Source organism: Agrococcus sp. Ld7 (assembly GCF_045064095.1).
Lineage (GTDB): Bacteria > Actinomycetota > Actinomycetes > Actinomycetales > Microbacteriaceae > Agrococcus.
In genome coordinates, this window is the sequence record NZ_JBISGY010000038.1 from 15,935 (window position 1) to 33,302 (window position 17,368).

A 17,368-nucleotide genomic window follows, 5' to 3' on the forward strand; every position below is an offset into this window, starting at 1 on the left:
TGCCGACGCGCGGCGCTACGGTTGCCCCTATGAGCATGCGGATGGGCGGACGCGTCGCGATGCGCGATGAGAAGGCGCAGCGGCGGGTCAACGCAGACGCTCCCCGCGTGCCCGACCTGGGCAAGCGCATCCTCGCCCTGTTCGCACCCCACAAGCGCCAGATCATCCTCACCATCGCACTCGTGGGGGTGGTGGCGTCGATCTCGGTGTTCCCACCGCTGCTGACGCAGCGCGTGTTCGATGAGGCGCTCTTCCCGCCCGCAGGCGGCGTCGACCTCGGGCTGCTGTGGACGCTGGTGGGCATCATGGTGGCGCTGTGGGTCTCCGCGAGCCTGCTCGGCATCTGGCAGACGTGGATCACCTCGCGCGTCGGCAACCGGGTGATGGGTCAGCTGCGCACGTCGCTCTTCGACCGGCTGCAGGGCATGGAGCTCGCGTTCTTCACCCGCACGAAGACGGGCGTCATCCAATCGCGATTGCAGAACGACGTCGGCGGTGTCGCCAGCGTGCTCTCGAACACGGTCTCCTCGGTGGTCGGCAACACCGTCACCGTCATCGCCAGCCTCGTGACGATGCTGATCCTGTCGTGGCAGCTCACGATCGCCGCCGTGCTGCTGACGCCGGTGCTGATCATCCTGCAGCGCAGAGTCGGGCAGGTGCGCGCCCGCATCGCCACGAAGACGCAGGAGTCGCTCAGCGAGATGACCGCGATCACGCAGGAGTCGCTGTCGGTCTCCGGCATCCTGCTCGCCAAGGCGTTCGGACGGCAGACCGATGAGTCGCGTCGCTACCGCGACGAGAACGACCGGCAGATCGACCTGCAGGTACGACTGACGATGAGCGGTCAGACCTTCTTCGCACTCGTGTCGATCTTCATCTCCATCCTGCCCGCGGTCATCTACGTGATCGCCGGCTACTTGCTCACCGGGCAGGCACCGGGGGCGGAAGAGGGAGTCACAGCGGGCACACTCGTGGCCTTCACGACGGTGCAGGCGAGGCTGCTGATGCCGCTCATGGGCCTGCTGCGAGTCTCGCTCGACCTGCAGACCTCCTCTGCGCTGTTCGCTCGCATCTTCGAGTACCTCGACCTGACGCCGGCGATCGTGCCCGCTGCCGACCCGGTGCCGCCTGTCGCAGCGCGGCTGGGGGAGGTGGAGTTCGACGCGGTCGAGTTCCGCTACCCGGATGCGCGCGAGAGCGAGGCGAACACCTTGGACGGCGTCTCGTTCACGCTCGACCCGGGCACCTTCGCCGCGTTCGTCGGCCCGTCCGGGGCAGGCAAGACGACCATCGGCTACCTGCTGCCGCGACTCCACGAGGTGACCGGGGGAGCGGTGCGCTTCGCGGGCGTCGACGTGCGCGACATCGAGCCGTCGGCGCTCACCGACCACATCGGCATCGTCAGCCAGGAGCCGTATCTCTTCCACGCGACGATCGCCGAGAACCTGCGCTACGCCAAGCCCGATGCGACCGATGCGGAGCTCGACGTCGCAACACGCTCGGCAAGCATCTACGACACGATCCACCGCTTCCCGGACGGGTACGACACCGTCGTGGGCGAGCGCGGCTACCGGCTCTCCGGCGGCGAGAAGCAGCGCATCGCCATCGCACGCGTACTGCTCAAGGACCCGGCGGTGCTCATCCTCGACGAGGCCACCAGTGCGCTTGACACGGTCTCGGAGCGTGTCGTGCAGGGCGCACTCGACGAGGCCGCCAGGGGCCGCACGACACTCGCGATCGCCCACCGGCTCTCCACGATCCGCGACGCCGACGTGATCTTCGTCGTGGATGCCGGTCGCATCGTCGAGCGTGGCACCCACGTCGAGCTGCTGGCGCTCGGCGGCACCTACGCGTCGCTGTTCGCGCAGCAGGCCGCGCTCTGAGCGACATCCGCGAGTGCCGGCAGTCTGCCGTTCGGAGACTGCGGGCGCCTCGGTGCAGCCCGCCCGCTCAGTGCGGAGACTGCGGGCGCCTCGGTGCAGCCCGCCCGCTCAGTGCGGAGACTGCGGGCGCCTCGGTGCAGCGCGCCCGCTCAGTCGGACGCGTCGGGGGCCATCGCGTCCGGGTCCGGCAGCTCTGCCACGGCGGCGCGCCACCGCAGCGCCAGCTCGTCGACATCGACGGCATGGTCGTCGTAGCGGCATCCCCGCCCGTTCGGCTTCAGCGCGATGCGCTCCACGCGCCAGTGCGGCAGCGCACGTTCCAGCACATCGGCGGGGTAGTCGCCCGAGTGGTTCGTGATGCGCCACCAGGGGACGCCGTCGCCGTAATGCCGCAGGATCGAGCCCACCTGGCGGGGGCCGATGCCGCAGATGGCCGCGATCGCCCCGTATGCGGCCACGCGCCCCGCGGGCACCAGCTCGACGCAGCGCAGCACGCGTTCGATCACCAGCTCGCGGCGCGCATCCATCCACCCATCCTGCCCCGAGCTCCGACCGCCCCGCACAACGCAAGCCCGCCGACAGCAGCTCGCGGCTGCGAGGACGCCTCTTCCTGGAGCGCCCCGAAACTGCCGCCGCTGGCTTGCGTTGTGCGGGGGGGTCGGAGCTCGGGGCAGGATGGGTGGATGGATGCGCGCCGCGAGCTGGTGATCGAACGCGTGCTGCGCTGCGTCGAGCTGGTGCCCGCGGGGCGCGTGGCCGCATACGGGGCGATCGCGGCCATCTGCGGCATCGGCCCCCGCCAGGTGGGCTCGATCCTGCGGCATTACGGCGACGGCGTCCCCTGGTGGCGCATCACGAACCACTCGGGCGACTACCCCGCCGATGTGCTGGAACGTGCGCTGCCGCACTGGCGCGTGGAGCGCATCGCGCTGAAGCCGAACGGGCGGGGATGCCGCTACGACGACCATGCCGTCGATGTCGACGAGCTGGCGCTTGGGGGAGAGCGGTGGGGCGGCTCAGGCGAGCAGCAGACGGCCCACGGCGCGGCGGGCGAGGCGGGCGGATGCATCGGGCAGCGTCGCGTCCGACACGAGGGCGTCGAGCTGCTCCAGCGCGGCGAAGGCGGCGAGGCCCTGCACGCCCCACTTCGAGGCATCCGCGAGCACGACGGTCGTCCTGGCGGCGGCCATGAGCGCACGATTGGTCTCGGCCTCCGCGAGGTTGGGCGCGGTGCAGCCGCGCTCGGCGTCGATGCCGTGCGTCCCCAGGAAGAGCGCATCGAGCCCGATCGAGGCAGCGGTGCGGTTCGCGACCGGGCCCACCAGCGCGTCCGAGCGCGTGCGCTCGCCACCGGTGAGCACCACCTGATCCCGGCCGGGCAGCGCCAGCGCGACCGGCAGCGAGTTCGTCACGATCGTCACGCCGGGCGCGTCGGCGAGCAGGCGAGCGAGGGCGAGCGTCGTCGTGCCGGCGCCGATGCCCACCGCCGTGCCGGGACGGACGAGCGTCGCTGCGACCCTGGCGATGCGCTCCTTCTCGTCGCGATGCAGTCCGGCCTTCGCGAGCGGCGCCGGCTCATCGACGACCCCCGCTCGCACGATCCGGATGCCGCCGCGCACACGCTCGACGCGCTCCTCGGCGACCAGCCGGTCGGCGTCGCGCCGCACCGTCATCGCCGAGACGCCCAGGCCTCGTGCGAGGTCGGTGACGCGGGCGGCTCCCTCGCGCCGCAGGAGCGCGAGGATGCGCTCGCGCCGCTCGACGTCGAGCAGTCCGGCCTCGAGCGCAGCCCCGCCCCGCGCCGCCCGCCCTGATCGTTTCGACTCCATGCGCACACTTTCGCACAGACACGAGCATCAGCGCACGCGCTGCGGCATGATCGAGGGGTGAGTGCCATCAGACAGACCACCGCGCAGCTGGCGGACGGCCGCGACATCGTGTACTTCGACGATGCGGGCACCCAGCCGCGCGAGCGCCGGCTCGACCGCCGAGCGCTCGATGAGCGCCCCGCAACGCCGACGATGCGGCTGGATCCGCTGAGCGCCGAATGGGTGACGATCGCGACCGCCCGGCAGAGCCGCGTGCACCTGCCGTCCGCCGACGCCGATCCGCTCGCGCCGCAGTCGCCGACGAACCCCAGCGAGATCCCGGATGACTACGACGTCGCGGTGTTCGAGAACCGGTCACCGTCGTTCGGTCCTGCGAGCGCCGATGACCTGCAGGAAGAGGCCGCGAGCGACGCTGAGCGTGGAGCAGCGGCGAGCGACGCCGAGCCGGCAGCGGCCGTGAGCCCCGTCGCCATCGGCGCAGCGCGCCCGGCTGTCGGCCGCTGCGAGGTGGTTGCCTTCAGTCCGCAGCACGACGGCTCATTCGGCACGCAGCCGACCCTCCGCGCGCGCACCATCGTCGAGGCGTGGGCCGAGCGCACCCGAGCGCTCTCGGCCGTGCCCGGCGTGCAGCAGGTGTTCCCCTTCGAGAACCGCGGCATCGAGATCGGTGTCACGCTGCCGCACCCGCACGGGCAGATCTATGCCTACCCCTACCTGCCGCAGCGCATCCGCCGCATCGCGCAGTCCGTGGAGGACTACGGGCCGGGGCTGTTCGCCGACATCCTCGACAGCGAGCGGGGCGGCCCGCGCGTGCTGCTCGAAGGCGAGCACTTCACCGCCTTCGTGCCCTTCGCGGCGCGCTGGCCGGTGGAGGTGCAGCTGATGGCGCACCGGCAGGTGCCCGACCTGGCGGCGACGACCGACGAAGAGCGCGCCGAGCTCGCGACCATGACGCTGCGCCTGGCGCGCGGCCTCGACGCGATCTACGACGCGCCGCTACCGTACATCGCCGGATGGATCCAGGCGCCGGTCGCGTCCCACCGTGACGAGGTGCGGCTCACATGGCACGTCACGAGCCCGCGCCGCGCCGCGGACAAGCTGAAGTTCCTGGCCGGCAGCGAGGCCGCCATGGGCGCATGGGTCGGCGACATCGCCCCGGAGGACGGCGCTGCACGACTGCGCGACGCGATCGCCAAGGCCGACGCGTCGAACCCGGTCGAGCCGCTTGGCGGCATCCGCACGGAGGCGACGGATGCGTGACGCGTTCCGGGCAGCCTTCGGGTCCGTGCCGGACGGCGTGTGGTCGGCGCCCGGCCGCGTCAACCTGATCGGTGAGCACACCGACTACAACGGCGGACTCGCGATGCCGTTCGGCATCGATCGCCGCACACGGGTCGCCGTGCGGCTGCGCGACGATGCGCGCATCCGAGTCGCCACGGACTTCGTCGAGGAGGGCATTGCATTCGGCGTCATCGAATCGACGCTCGACACCGCGAGCGAGGCGAGCGGCTGGAGCCGCTACCTGCTGGGTGCGGCGCACGTGCTGCGGCGAGAGCTCGGCGTCGAGGGTTCGGGCTTCGAGGCGCTGGTCTCGAGCGACGTGCCGGTCGGCGTCGGCGTCTCCTCCTCTGCCGCGCTCGAGTCGGCGACCATCGTCGCCCTCGACGAGCTCTGGGGCACGGGGCTCGACCGCCGCGAGATGGTGCGGCTCGGGCAGCTGGTGGAGAACGAGGTCGTGGGCGCCCCGACCGGAACGCTCGACCAATCCGCCGTGCTGCTCGCTGAGCGCGACCACGCCGTGCTGCTCGACTTCCCTGCCGACACCGCCGAGCAGGTGCCGCTGGGATTCGAGGCGGCGCAGCTCGAGATCCTGGTGATCGACTCGCTCGTGCGTCACGACCATGCCACCGGCGGCTACGGCGAGCGCCGGCGGGAATGCGAGCGTGCCGCCGAGATCGCGGGTGTCTCGACGCTGCGTGAGATCAACGCGGCGGATGTCGACGCCTGGGCCGATCGCATGCCCGCGCACGTGCACCGGCGCATGCGACACGTCGTCACCGACACCGAGCGCGCGCGACGCGTCGCCGAACTGGTGCGGCAGGGACGCGCCCGCGAGATAGGGCCCATCCTCACCGATGGGCACGCGTCGCAGCGCGATGACTTCGAGAACTCGGTGCCAGCGATCGACGCGGCTGTCGATGCGGCCGTCGCGGCCGGAGCGCTCGGCGCCCGCATGACGGGCGGCGGCTTCGGCGGGGCGGCGATCGCGCTCGTCGACGTGACCGAGGCCAGCCGCATCGCGAGGGAGACGGCCGATGCCGTCGTGGCTGCGGGTCACGTGCGCCCGGTGATCTTCTCCGTGCATCCGTCCGAGGGCGCGCGACGCGACCCCTGACGGGTGACGCGCCGCGCCGCAGCAGCGGACAGCCGCGCTACAGCAGCGGCTTGCCGCGCTGCTCGGGGATCGTCCAGGCGGCGGCTGCCGCGATCGCGAAGGCGAGTGCGAAGGCTCCGAACAGCACGAGCGGACCACCCGCGCTGAGCAGGAACGGCACCGCGAGCGGCGCGATGATCGAGGCGATGCGGCCGAAGCCAGCCGCGGCGCCCGTGCCGGTGCCTCGCACGTTCGTGGGGTAGAGCTCCGGTCCGATCGCGTAGAGCGCGCCCCACGCGCCGAGGTTGCAGAACGAGAGCGTGCAGCCGGCCGCGATGATCATCGCCTCACTCGACGCGGTGCCGTACCAGGCTGCTGCGCACGCCGACCCGATGAGGAAGACGGTGAGGGTGGGGCGTCGGCCCCACTTCTCGATCAGGAAGGCGGCGGTCGCGTAGCCGGGCAGCTGCGCGACGGTGATGATGAGCGTGAACTCGAACGAGCGCACGAGCGAGAAGCCCTGCTCGACCAGCAGTGAGGGAATCCAGATGAACGCCCCGTAGTACGAGAAGTTGATGCAGAACCACACCGTCCAGAGCGCGATCGTTCGGCGGCGCAGCGACGCCGACCAGATCGAGACAGCGGGCTCGGCTGCGGCGGGTGCGATGCCAGCGACCGCCGGCTCCGCGCGAGCCGACGGCAACGCATCCGGCTGCCTGCCTCGCGAGGGTTCGTCCGGTGCGGGGATGCCCGCCGCTGCTTCGAACTGCCGCACGGTGCGCTCGGCCTCGTCGACGCGCCCCTTCGACAGCAGGAATCGCACCGACTCCGGCATGCCCCAGCGCACCACGATGGAGAAGATCGCCGGTGCCAGACCGATCGCGAGGCCCCAGCGCCAGCCGTCGTCGGAGGCGCTGATGACGAAGGTGCCGATGATCGCCGCCAGGATCCAGCCGACCGCCCAGAAGGCCTCGAGCCAGACCACGACGCGCCCGCGGATCTTCTTGGGCGCGAACTCGCTGATGAGGGTCGAGGCGACCGGCAGCTCCGCGCCCAGGCCCAGCCCCACCAGGAATCGCAGCGCCAGCAGTGCCGCGAGCGAGCCGACCAGGGCGGATGCGCCGGTGGCGATGCCGTAGACGAGCAGCGTGAGCGCGAAGACGCTGCGGCGACCGATGCGGTCGGCGAGCAGACCGCCGACGGTGGCGCCGATCGCCATGCCGACGAAGCCGATCGAGGCGATCCAGCTCGTCTCGATGCTCGTGAGCTGCCACTGCTGCGCGAGCGCGGCGATCACGAAGGAGATGAGGCCGACATCCATCGCATCCAGCGCCCAGCCGATGCCGGCAGTGCCGAGCAGGCGCCCGTGCTTGCGCGTGAAGGGCAGCCGGTCGAGCCGCTCGGAGCGGGTCGGGCCGGTGGTGGGCAGAGCGCTCATGCTGTGGTCTCTCATCGAGGGCGCGGTGTTCGCCGGACGGCACAACGATAGTGCGATGGGCATCCGGCCCGGATAGCGTGGCGGCATGAGCGAGCGCATCGAGATTCCCGACGACGTCGAGCGTGCCGAGATCGATGCCTTCGTCGTGGCTGCTGCGGATGTCGTGTGGGGACTGTGGACCACGCGCGAGGGTCTCGAGCAGTGGTGGTGGCCGCAGTTCGACGATGCCCACTACGAGCTCGATGTGCAGGAGGGCGGCATGTACCGGTTCCGCACCGCGACCGGTGGCTTCGGCGTGCAGGGCCGCTACCTGCAGCTCGACGCGGGGAAGCGCATCGTGCAGAGCTGGGATTGGCTCGGCGGCGGCGAGGAGCTGCAGACCGAGGAGCAGCTCGTCGTGGTCGAATTCCGCGAGACCGGGGACGGCACGCATGTGCGCGTCACGCAGACTGCGCCGCTCGACGAGCTCGACGACCTGCGCGAGGGCTGGCAGGACACCTTGACGCGGCTCGAGGAGCACTTCGACGACTGAGGGCCGTGATCCGTACCCCAGCGGCCGGGCTTCTGCCGTGATCGCGATCGGCGCGGCGAAACGGTCACTTCGTGCCATGCTGACTGCACGGCACGGGTGATGGGAGGCGCGGCATGGCACGACCGGCCAACAGGCGACCGAACATCCGCGACGTTGCCGCGCTCGCAGGCGTCAGCTACCAGACGGTCTCTCGGGCGCTCAATCGTCACCCCAACGTCCGGCCCGAGACGCTTGCCCGCGTCGAGGCGGCAATCCTCGAGCTGGGCTATCAGCCCAATGCTGCGGCGCGGGCGCTCGTGCGGCAGAGCTCGCGAACGATCGGCCTGCTCACGCTGCCGACCACCGACTACGGTCCGCAGACGCAGGCGATCGCCATCGAGACGGCCGCCAGGGACGCCGGCTACCGGATCGTCATGACCATCGCGGTGTCGACCAGCGTCGAGGATCTCGCCGCCGGTCTCCGGTTCCTGCGCGAGACGAGCGTCGATGCGGTGGTCGTGAGCGTCGCCGAGACATCGATGCTCGAGGCGCTCGCGCAGCTGTCGATCGGCGTCCCCTATGTCACGCTCGAGCCCACCGGGCTCGCGTTCGGTCACAGCGTCGCGATCGATCAGCGCCTCGGCGCTCGCTTGGCCGTCGATCATCTCGCCGCGCTCGGGCACCGGAGGCTCTGGCACCTGCGCGGTCCGGCGGGATCCATCGACGCGAGCGCGCGTGCGCGCGGCTTCCAGGATCGCGTCGGCGAGCTCGGCCTGGAGGCAGCCGGCGCCGACGAGGGCGACTGGACGGCCGATTCCGGGTATCGCGCCGGGCGGGTGCTGCTCGAGCAGGGCGCACGGGCGATCGTGGTCGGCAACGATCAGATGGCGCTCGGACTCATGCACGCCTGCCGGGACGCAGGACTGTCGGTGCCGCGGGATGTCTCGATCATCGGCTTCGATGATGTGCCGGAGGCGCCGCACTACCCGACGGCGCTGACGACGGTGCGGCAGGAGTTCGAGGAGGTGGGCGCCGCCGCGATGCGGGTGCTGCTCGATGACCTCTCCGGGCGCGCCGGCCTCGTGCACCTGCGGATCGCGCCGACGCTCATCGAACGGGAATCCACCGCCGCTCCGACCGCCTGAGCGCTCACGATCAGCGGCGCACGTGGCCCGCGGTGCTCGCTCACGTGATCGTCAAGGTCACGGTTGCATCACGGGGTAGCGCTCTTGTGACCGTTTCGCCTACAGTGTTGCCAGCATGGTGCGGGAGGTCCCGCGCCGACGGATCCTGAGGACGACGGAGTCTCCAATGAGTGCACTGCCGAATGCCACTGCCGGCGCCGACCGCGCCCAGCATGTCGTCGGCATCGATTTCGGCACGCTCAGCGGGCGCGCGATCGTGGTGCGGGTCAGCGACGGCGCCGAGCTCGGTGCCGCCGTGCACGAGTACGCGCATGCCGTCATCGACGACCGCTTGCCCGTGTCGGGGGAGCGACTCCCTCCGGAGTGGGCGCTGCAGGAGCCGAACGACTGGCTCGAGGTGCTGCGACGCGCCGTGCCCGCGGCCGTTGCCGATGCCGGCGTCGATCCCACCAGCATCATCGGCGTGGGCACCGACTTCACCGCGTCCACGCCGATGCCGGTCATGCACGATGGCACGCCGCTGTGCCGCATCGACGGCCTCGCGGCGCGTCCGCACGCCTACCCCAAGCTCTGGAAGCACCATGCGGCGCAGGCGCAGGCCGATCGCATCACCGCGCTCGCCGCGGAGCGCGGCGAGCCGTGGCTGCCGCGCTACGGCGGCGCCATCTCGAGCGAGTGGGAGTTCGCGAAGGCGCTGCAGATCCTCGAGGAGGATCCAGAGGTGTACGCGCGCATCGACCGCTGGGTCGAAGCGGCCGACTGGATCGTCTGGCAGCTGGCGGGTCGCTACGTGCGCAATGCCTGCTCCGCGGGCTACAAGGGCATCCTGCAGGACGGCGCGTACCCCTCGAGGGAGTACCTCTCCGCGCTCAACCCGGCGTTCGCCGACTTCGCCGACAAGCTCGACGCCGAGATCGGCCCGCTGGGCTCCAGCGCCGGGCGACTGACCGCGGAGGCGGCAGCGCTCACCGGACTGCCCGCGGGGATCCCCGTCGCGGTCGGCAACGTCGACGCGCACGTCACGGCGCCCGCGGCGAAGGCGACCGCAGCGGGCAGCATGCTGGCGATCATGGGCACGAGCACATGCCACGTCATGTCGAGCGCGACGCTCGCCGAGGTGCCCGGCATGTGCGGCGTGGTCGACGGCGGCATCGTCGATGGACTGTGGGGGTACGAGGCCGGGCAGTCCGGCGTCGGCGACATCCTCGGCTGGTACGTCGACAACCAGGTGCCGCCCGCGATCCACGATGCCGCGAGCGCTGCCGGCCGCAGCGTGCACGAGCACCTCACCGAGCTCGCCTGGCTCGAGCCGGTGGGCGCTCACGGGCTGCTCGCCCTCGACTGGCACAGCGGCAACCGCTCGGTGCTGGTCGACACGAACCTCTCGGGCCTTGTGCTCGGCGTGACGCTGGCCACGCGCCCGGAGCACATCTACCGAGCGCTCGTCGAGGCCACCGCGTTCGGCACCCGCGTGATCGTCGAGGCGTTCAATGCCTCCGGCGTTCCGGTCGAGCGTTTCGTCGCGGCCGGCGGCCTGCTGCGCAACCGTCACCTCATGCAGACCTACGCCGACGTGCTGCGGATGCCGATCTCGGTCATCGCGAGCACGCAGGGTCCCGCGCTCGGCGCCGCGATCCACGCGGCGGTCGCCGCCGGCGCCTACCCCGACACGATCACGGCGGGCGAGGCGATGGGCGCTGCGGATGAGAACGCGTATGTGCCCGACGAGGCCGCCGCAGACGCGTACGACGCCCTGTTCGCCGAGTATCGGACGCTGCACGACCACTTCGGTCGCGGGGGCAACGACGTGATGCGGCGGCTGAAGGCCATCAAGCGCGAAGCGCTCGAGGCGTCGTCGTGAGCGAGGCAGCGATCCGCGCCACGCGCGAGGAGGTCGCCAGCCTGCACGCCGAGCTCGTGCGCGCGGGCCTCGTGGTCTGGACGGGCGGGAACGTCTCTGGCCGGGTGCCGGGCGAGGAGCTCTTCGTCATCAAGCCCAGCGGCGTCTCCTACGACGAGCTCAGCCCCGCGTCGATGATCCTCTGCGACCTCGACGGCGTGCCGGTCCCCGGCAGCGAGGGCTCCGAGCGCACTCCGTCGAGCGATACCGCGGCGCACGCCTACGTCTACCGCCACATGCCGCAGGTCGGCGGCGTCGTCCACACGCATTCCACCTACGCCACCGCGTGGGCGGCGCGTGCGCAGCCGATCCCGTGCGTCATCACCGCGATGGCCGACGAGTTCGGGGGCGAGATCCCCGTCGGCCCGTTCGCGATCATCGGCGACGACTCAATCGGCCGGGGCATCGTCGCGACCCTGACGGGCCATCGCTCGCGCGCGGTGCTCATGCAGAACCACGGGCCCTTCACCATCGGGAGCGATGCGAGGGACGCGGTGAAGGCCGCCGTCATGTGCGAGGACGTCGCGCGCACGGTCCACATCGCTCGCCAACTGGGCGATCCGGTCGCGATCGCGCCCGAGGCCATCGACTCGCTCTTCGACCGCTATCAGCACGTGTACGGCCAGAGCGAGGGGCATCCGCAGTGACCAGCATCATCCCCGACCCCTCGACGCGCGTCGTCTGGTTCCTCACCGGCAGCCAGGGGCTGTACGGCGAGGAGACGCTGCGGCAGGTCGCGGAGCAGTCACGCGAGGTCGCCGCGATGCTCGCGGAGGCCGACGAGGTGCCGGTCACGGTCGAGCATCGCCCGGTGCTCACCTCCCCGGAGGCGATCCATCGCGCCGCGCTCGAGGCCAACGCCGACGAGCGCGTGGTCGGCGTCATCGCCTGGATGCACACCTTCAGTCCCGCCAAGATGTGGATCGGCGGGCTCGGCGCGCTCGCGAAGCCGCTGCTGCACCTGCACACGCAGCACAACGTCGCGCTGCCATGGTCGGAGATCGACTTCGACTTCATGAACCTCAACCAGGCTGCGCACGGTGACCGAGAGTTCGGCTACCTCGCCGCTCGCCTCGGCACGCCCCGCACGATCGTGGTGGGGCACGCATCCGCCACGCGCGTGCGAGCGCAGGTGGGCACCTGGGCGCGTGCGGCGCTCGGCACCGCCGCGCTGCGCACCCTGAAGGTCGCGCGCTTCGGCGACAACATGCGCTTCGTCGCCGTCACCGAGGGGGACAAGACCGAGGCAGAGATCAGGCTCGGTGCGCAGATCAACACCTGGGGCGTGAACGAGCTGGCGGATGCTGTGGCGAACGCGCCGCAGGAGACGGTCCGTGCGCTGGTGGACGAGTACATCGCCAGCTACGACGTGGCGGCGGAGCTGCTGCCGGGTGCGGACCGCCACCAGTCCCTCATCGACGGGGCTCGCATCGAGGTCGGCCTGCGCTCGTTCCTCGAGGGCGGCGGCTTCGGCGCCTTCACCACGAGCTTCGAGGATCTGGGATCGCTGCCGCAGCTGCCCGGCCTCGCCGTGCAGCGCCTCATGGCCGACGGCTACGGCTTCGGCGCCGAGGGCGATTGGAAGACCGCGATGCTCGTGCACGCGGCGTCCCACATGGGCGCGGGTCTACCGGGCGGGGCGAGCCTGATGGAGGACTACACCTACCACCTGGTCGAGGGGGAGGAGCTCATCCTCGGCGCGCACATGCTCGAGGTGAGCCCGTCGCTCAGCAGCGCGCGCGCGCGGCTGGAGGTGCATCCGCTCGGCATCGGCGGCAAGGACGACCCGGTGCGCCTGGTCTTCACCGCTGACGCCGGACCCGCGGTCGTCGTGGCGCTCAGCGACATGCGCGAGCGCTTCCGGATGGTGGCGAACGCCGTCGAGACCGTCGCGCTGCCGGAGCCGATGCCGAAGCTGCCGGTCGGTCACGCCGTGTGGCGTCCCGCACCGGATCTCGCGACCTCGGCGACCGCCTGGCTCACCGCCGGTGCTGCCCACCACACCGTGATGTCGAACCAGGTCTCCATCGACGCGTTCCGTGAGCTCGCCAGGCAGACCGGCATCGAGTTCCTCGCGATCGACGACGCGACCACCGCGGAGGCGTTCGAGCGCGAGGTCCGCTGGAACGCCGCCTACCACCGACTCGCACAGGGACTGGGCTGACGCCCACCCCTTGCCCGCGACCCACGTCGCACCACCCCTCGCCGCATCGCGGCACCCAGGAAAGGAACCACAGTGAAGAAGCACCGCATTCTCGGCGCTGTCGCTGCTGCCAGCATGATCGCGCTCGTCGCGACAGGCTGCGGCCGTGGCGGCTCGGGCGACCCCGAGCCCACCGACGCGGCAGCCGAGCCGGGCGGCCAGGGTCAGATCGTCGGCGTCGCGATGCCGACGCAGCAGTCGGAGCGCTGGATCGCCGACGGCGACAACGTGCGCACGCAGCTGGAGGACCTCGGCTACACCGTCGACCTGCAGTACGCGAACGACGACATCCCCACCCAGGTGTCGCAGATCGAGAACATGATCTCCTCGGGTGCTGAGGCCCTGATCATCGCCTCGATCGACGGCACCACGCTGACCGATGTGCTCGAGCAGGCGGGCGCCCAGGAGATCCCCGTGATCGCCTACGACCGCCTCATCAACGGCAGCCCGAACGTCGACTACTACACGACCTTCGACAACTACCAGGTCGGCGTGCAGCAGGCGACGAGCCTCCTGCAGGGACTCGGCGTGGTCGACGAGAGCGGCGAGCGCACCGACGAGGCCGGCCCGTTCAACATCGAGCTCTTTGCAGGCAGCCCTGACGACAACAACGCGACGTTCTTCTGGAACGGCGCGATCGACACGCTGCAGCCGCTGATCGACGACGGCACGCTCGTCGTGCCCTCCGGCCAGACCGAGTTCGAGCAGGCCGCGATCCTCCGCTGGCTGCCCGCGACGGCGCAGGCGCGCATGGAGAACCTGCTGACCGTCATCGGCGACACGAAGCTCGACGGTGTGCTCTCGCCCTACGACGGCCTCTCGATCGGCATCATCTCGGCACTCACGTCCGGCGGCTACTCGACGAGCGACCTCCCCATCGTGACGGGTCAGGACGCAGAGGTCGGATCGGTGCAGTCGATCATCGCCGGCGAGCAGTACGCGACCATCTTCAAGGACACGCGACTGCTCGCAGAGCAGGCCGTCGCCATGGTGGACGCGCTGCTGCACGGCGAGGAGCCCGAGGTGAACGACACCGAGACATACGACAACGGCGACCACATCGTGCCGTCGTACCTGCTGGAGTCGACGATCGTCACCGCGGAGAACTATGAAGAGGTGCTGGTGGAGTCGGGCTACTACGAGGCGTCCGAGCTCCAGTGACGGAACGGGGCGGGGGCTCACGCTCCCGCCCCGCATCCTCGAACCCCGGCGCTTGCGCCGACCATCATGGGAAAGGGAGGCCCGCCATGACGGCGATCCTCGAGATGCGCAGCATCACGAAGGAGTTCCCGGGCGTGAAAGCGCTCTCCGACGTCACGCTCACCGTCGAGCGCGGCGAGGTGCACGCCATCTGCGGCGAGAACGGCGCAGGCAAGTCGACGCTCATGAAGGTCCTCTCGGGTGTGTACCCGCACGGCACCTACGAGGGCGAGATCGTGTTCGAGGCCGAGCCCGTGCGGTTCCGCGGCATCGGCGACTCGGAGCGGGCAGGCATCGTCATCATTCATCAGGAGCTCGCGCTCAGCCCGCACCTGTCACTCGCCGAGAACATCTTCCTGGGCAACGAGATCGTCGGCCGCACCGGCCTGATCGACTGGCACCGGACGAACGACGAGGCGCAGAAGCTGCTCGCTCGCGTGGGGCTGGGAGACAATCCCGGCGTCCGCGCCAACGAGGTCGGCGTCGGCAAGCAGCAGCTGGTCGAGATCGCGAAGGCGCTCTCGAAGGATGTGAAGCTGCTGATCCTCGATGAGCCCACCGCCGCGCTGAACGACGAGGATTCCGCGCACCTGCTCGACCTCATCCGGCACCTGCAGGGCCAGGGCATCACCTGCATCATCATCAGTCACAAGCTCAACGAGATCAAGGCGATCGCCGACAAGGTCACCGTCATCCGCGATGGCCGGACGATCGAGACCCTCGTCACCGACGAGGTCTCCGAGAACCGGATCATCAAGGGCATGGTCGGCCGCGATCTCGCGTCGCGCTACCCGGAGCGAGACGTGCCGATCGGGGACGAGGCCTTCCGCATCGAGGACTGGCGGGTGCACCATCCGACAGAATCCGATCGGGTCGTCATCCATGACGCGTCGCTGCACGTCCGCGCCGGGGAGGTGGTCGGCATCGCCGGCCTCATGGGAGCCGGTCGCACGGAGCTCGCGATGAGCATCTTCGGCCGCTCCTACGGCTCGCGCATCTCGGGTCGCGCGTTCATGCACGGCGAGCGGGTCGACCTGCGGAGCGTGCCCGGCGCGATCGCGGCGGGCATCGCGTACGCGACGGAGGACCGCAAGCGCTACGGGCTCAACCTGATCGAGGACATCAAGCGCAACATCTCGGCTGCCTCGCTGCACAAGCTCGTCCGCCGCGGTCTCGTCGATGCCGAGGAGGAGATCCTGGTCGCCGAGGGGTACCGCACGAGCATGCGGATCAAGACGCCGAACGTGCAGGCGGTGGTCGGGAAGCTCTCGGGCGGCAACCAGCAGAAGGTCGTGCTGTCGAAGTGGCTCTACGCCGACCCGGACGTGCTCATCCTCGATGAGCCGACCCGCGGCATCGATGTCGGCGCCAAGTACGAGATCTACTCGATCATCAACACGCTCGCCGCCGACGGCAAGGCCGTCATCGTCATCTCGTCCGAGCTGCCGGAGCTGCTCGGCATCTGCGACCGCATCTACACGCTCTCCGAGGGTCGGATCACCGGTGAGTTCCCGATCGCCGAGGCGACCCCAGAATCTCTCATGCAGCGCATGACCCAGGAGAAGGAGGCGGACCATGGCGTCGCCCAGCAATAACACCACCCTCGACCGCGATCTCGCCCCGTCGCCGATGCGATCGGCGGGCTCGTTCCTGCTCTCGCGCGTGCAGCAGATCGGCATCTTCATCGCCCTGATCGTCATCGTGCTGCTGTTCCAGGGCCTGACGGGCGGCCGCCTGCTGACCGCGGGCAACGTCGCGAACATCATCGTGCAGAACAGCTACATCCTGATCCTCGCGATCGGCATGGTGATGATCATCATCGCCGGGCACATCGATCTCTCGGTGGGCTCGGTGGCCGCGTTCGTCGGCGCCGCCACGGGTGTGATGATCGTGGAGTGGGGCTGGCCGTGGTGGCTCGGCATCCTGGTCGGGATCGTGCTCGGCGCCGTGGTCGGGGCGTGGCAGGGCTTCTGGGTGGCGGTGGTCGGCATCCCCGCGTTCATCGTGACGCTCGCGGGCATGCTCATCTTCCGCGGGCTCACGCAGATCACCCTCGGCAACACGCAGATCACGCCGTTCCCGAGCGAGTATCGAGAGCTCGGCGGCGGCTACCTGTTCCCGCAGCTGTTCCCGGCGTCGACCAGCCCGGCGGAGTGGATCACCGTCGGTCTCGGTGTGCTCGCGCTCGTGCTGTTCGTCGGCTCGCAGCTTCGTGCTCGCGTGAAGCGCGTGAAGCTCGGCGTCGAGGGCGAACCGGCGTGGTGGTTCTGGCTGCGCACCGGGTTCGGCGCCATCCTGATCGTGCTGCTGACGTTCCTGCTCGGCATCGCGGACGGGTCGCGCGGCACCCCGATCGTGCTCATCGTGCTCGGGCTGCTGATCGTCGGCTACACCGTGGTGATGAACCGCACCCGCTTCGGCCGCCACATCTACGCGGTGGGAGGGAACCGGCACGCGGCGGACCTCTCGGGCATCCGCTCGAAGCGCATCGACTTCATGCTCTTCGTCAACATGGGGATGCTGGCGGCGCTCGCGGGCATCGTGTTCGCGGGGCGCCTGAACTCCGCGGGTCCCGGCGCCGGCAACCTGTTCGAGCTCGATGCGATCGCCGCTGCCTTCATCGGCGGCGCCGCGGTGCAGGGCGGCATCGGCACCGTGGTCGGCGCCATCACCGGTGGCCTCATCATGGGTGTGCTGAACAACGGCATGTCGCTCCTGGGCGTCTCCACCGACTACCAGCAGTTCATCAAGGGCATGGTGCTGCTGCTTGCTGTGGCCTTCGACGTCTGGAACAAGCGGCGCTCGCGCGCGCAGGGCTGAACGGCTCGGCTGCGGGGCGCTCGTCATGGCGACGGGCGCCCCGTCTCGCGTGCGCGGCGAGGGGA

14 protein-coding genes and 1 pseudogene are annotated in these 17,368 nt (G+C 70.4%); 12 read left to right on the top strand and 3 right to left on the bottom strand.

Translation table 11 applies throughout. From position 1 onward, the window contains the following. Positions 1-29 precede the first annotated feature (29 nt). A complete protein-coding gene (locus ACJJVL_RS14215; protein ID WP_405219791.1) occupies positions 30-1,883 on the top strand; it encodes an ABC transporter ATP-binding protein in 1,854 nt (617 codons plus the stop codon). 149 nt (positions 1,884-2,032) lie between these two features. Here the strand turns inward: ACJJVL_RS14215 and ACJJVL_RS14220 are convergent, their stop codons facing one another. Further along, positions 2,033-2,410, bottom strand: coding sequence for an MGMT family protein (locus ACJJVL_RS14220; protein WP_405219794.1), 378 nt, complete (start codon positions 2,408-2,410; stop codon positions 2,033-2,035). Between the two features lie 156 nt (positions 2,411-2,566). Here ACJJVL_RS14220 and ACJJVL_RS14225 point away from each other — a divergent pair. Further along, positions 2,567-2,743, top strand: a pseudogene (locus ACJJVL_RS14225) (MGMT family protein); the annotation flags it as partial. 156 nt (positions 2,744-2,899) lie between these two features. On the opposite strand, the gene ACJJVL_RS14230 reads toward ACJJVL_RS14225, so the two are convergent. Beyond that, positions 2,900-3,712 carry a DeoR/GlpR family DNA-binding transcription regulator gene (locus ACJJVL_RS14230; protein WP_405219797.1) on the bottom strand — a complete coding sequence of 271 codons (813 nt, stop codon included), beginning with the start codon at positions 3,710-3,712 and terminating at the stop codon, positions 2,900-2,902. Positions 3,713-3,769: 57 nt separating this feature from the next. Between ACJJVL_RS14230 and galT the strand changes: the two genes are divergently transcribed. Both galT and galK read left to right on the top strand, forming a co-directional pair. Further along, positions 3,770-4,972, top strand: a complete 1,203-nt coding sequence (gene galT / locus ACJJVL_RS14235; protein WP_405219800.1) for a galactose-1-phosphate uridylyltransferase — start codon at positions 3,770-3,772, stop codon at positions 4,970-4,972. After that, positions 4,965-6,107, top strand: a complete 1,143-nt coding sequence (galK, locus tag ACJJVL_RS14240; RefSeq protein ID WP_405219803.1) for a galactokinase — start codon at positions 4,965-4,967, stop codon at positions 6,105-6,107. The genes galT and galK overlap by 8 nt, the downstream gene beginning before the upstream one ends. A 37-nt stretch (positions 6,108-6,144) precedes the next feature. Here the strand turns inward: galK and ACJJVL_RS14245 are convergent, their stop codons facing one another. Then, a complete protein-coding gene (locus tag ACJJVL_RS14245) occupies positions 6,145-7,524 on the bottom strand; it encodes an MFS transporter (RefSeq protein WP_405219806.1) in 1,380 nt (459 codons plus the stop codon). An 85-nt stretch (positions 7,525-7,609) separates the two neighbouring features. Between ACJJVL_RS14245 and ACJJVL_RS14250 the strand changes: the two genes are divergently transcribed. From ACJJVL_RS14250 to mmsB, 8 genes are all read left to right on the top strand, one after another. Beyond that, a complete protein-coding gene (locus ACJJVL_RS14250; protein WP_405219808.1) occupies positions 7,610-8,056 on the top strand; it encodes an SRPBCC domain-containing protein in 447 nt (148 codons plus the stop codon). Positions 8,057-8,169: 113 nt separating this feature from the next. After that, a complete protein-coding gene (locus ACJJVL_RS14255; RefSeq protein WP_405219811.1) occupies positions 8,170-9,180 on the top strand; it encodes a LacI family DNA-binding transcriptional regulator in 1,011 nt (336 codons plus the stop codon). 166 nt (positions 9,181-9,346) lie between these two features. Beyond that, positions 9,347-11,041 (top strand): ribulokinase, encoded by a 1,695-nt coding sequence (gene araB / locus ACJJVL_RS14260; protein ID WP_405219814.1) that lies wholly within the window; start codon positions 9,347-9,349, stop codon positions 11,039-11,041. Continuing rightward, positions 11,038-11,727 carry an L-ribulose-5-phosphate 4-epimerase gene (locus ACJJVL_RS14265; RefSeq protein ID WP_405219817.1) on the top strand — a complete coding sequence of 230 codons (690 nt, stop codon included), beginning with the start codon at positions 11,038-11,040 and terminating at the stop codon, positions 11,725-11,727. Before araB ends, ACJJVL_RS14265 begins: the two co-directional genes overlap by 4 nt. Continuing rightward, the gene (gene araA, locus ACJJVL_RS14270; RefSeq protein WP_405219820.1) at positions 11,724-13,244 is read left to right on the top strand and encodes an L-arabinose isomerase; all 1,521 of its coding nucleotides are present in this window, start codon (positions 11,724-11,726) and stop codon (positions 13,242-13,244) included. The genes ACJJVL_RS14265 and araA overlap by 4 nt, the downstream gene beginning before the upstream one ends. Positions 13,245-13,316: 72 nt before the next feature. After that, positions 13,317-14,444 carry a multiple monosaccharide ABC transporter substrate-binding protein gene (chvE, locus tag ACJJVL_RS14275; RefSeq protein ID WP_405219823.1) on the top strand — a complete coding sequence of 376 codons (1,128 nt, stop codon included), beginning with the start codon at positions 13,317-13,319 and terminating at the stop codon, positions 14,442-14,444. A gap of 86 nt (positions 14,445-14,530) precedes the next feature. After that, a complete protein-coding gene (mmsA, locus tag ACJJVL_RS14280; protein ID WP_405219826.1) occupies positions 14,531-16,078 on the top strand; it encodes a multiple monosaccharide ABC transporter ATP-binding protein in 1,548 nt (515 codons plus the stop codon). Next, positions 16,059-17,303, top strand: a complete 1,245-nt coding sequence (gene mmsB, locus ACJJVL_RS14285) for a multiple monosaccharide ABC transporter permease (RefSeq protein ID WP_405219829.1) — start codon at positions 16,059-16,061, stop codon at positions 17,301-17,303. The genes mmsA and mmsB overlap by 20 nt, the downstream gene beginning before the upstream one ends. Positions 17,304-17,368 lie beyond the last annotated feature (65 nt).

What these genes read in the sequence shown, in the direction of transcription:
- mmsB (WP_405219829.1), top strand. Translation starts at nt 16,059, where the DNA reads ATGGCGTCGCCCAGCAATAACACCACCCTCGACCGCGATCTCGCCCCG.
- ACJJVL_RS14250 (WP_405219808.1), top strand. Translation starts at nt 7,610, where the DNA reads ATGAGCGAGCGCATCGAGATTCCCGACGACGTCGAGCGTGCCGAGATC.
- galK (WP_405219803.1), top strand. Translation starts at nt 4,965, where the DNA reads ATGCGTGACGCGTTCCGGGCAGCCTTCGGGTCCGTGCCGGACGGCGTG.
- ACJJVL_RS14255 (WP_405219811.1), top strand. Translation starts at nt 8,170, where the DNA reads ATGGCACGACCGGCCAACAGGCGACCGAACATCCGCGACGTTGCCGCG.
- ACJJVL_RS14220 (WP_405219794.1), bottom strand. Translation starts at nt 2,410, where the DNA reads ATGGATGCGCGCCGCGAGCTGGTGATCGAACGCGTGCTGCGCTGCGTC.
- ACJJVL_RS14215 (WP_405219791.1), top strand. Translation starts at nt 30, where the DNA reads ATGAGCATGCGGATGGGCGGACGCGTCGCGATGCGCGATGAGAAGGCG.
- ACJJVL_RS14230 (WP_405219797.1), bottom strand. Translation starts at nt 3,712, where the DNA reads ATGGAGTCGAAACGATCAGGGCGGGCGGCGCGGGGCGGGGCTGCGCTC.
- araB (WP_405219814.1), top strand. Translation starts at nt 9,347, where the DNA reads ATGAGTGCACTGCCGAATGCCACTGCCGGCGCCGACCGCGCCCAGCAT.
- mmsA (WP_405219826.1), top strand. Translation starts at nt 14,531, where the DNA reads ATGACGGCGATCCTCGAGATGCGCAGCATCACGAAGGAGTTCCCGGGC.
- ACJJVL_RS14245 (WP_405219806.1), bottom strand. Translation starts at nt 7,524, where the DNA reads ATGAGCGCTCTGCCCACCACCGGCCCGACCCGCTCCGAGCGGCTCGAC.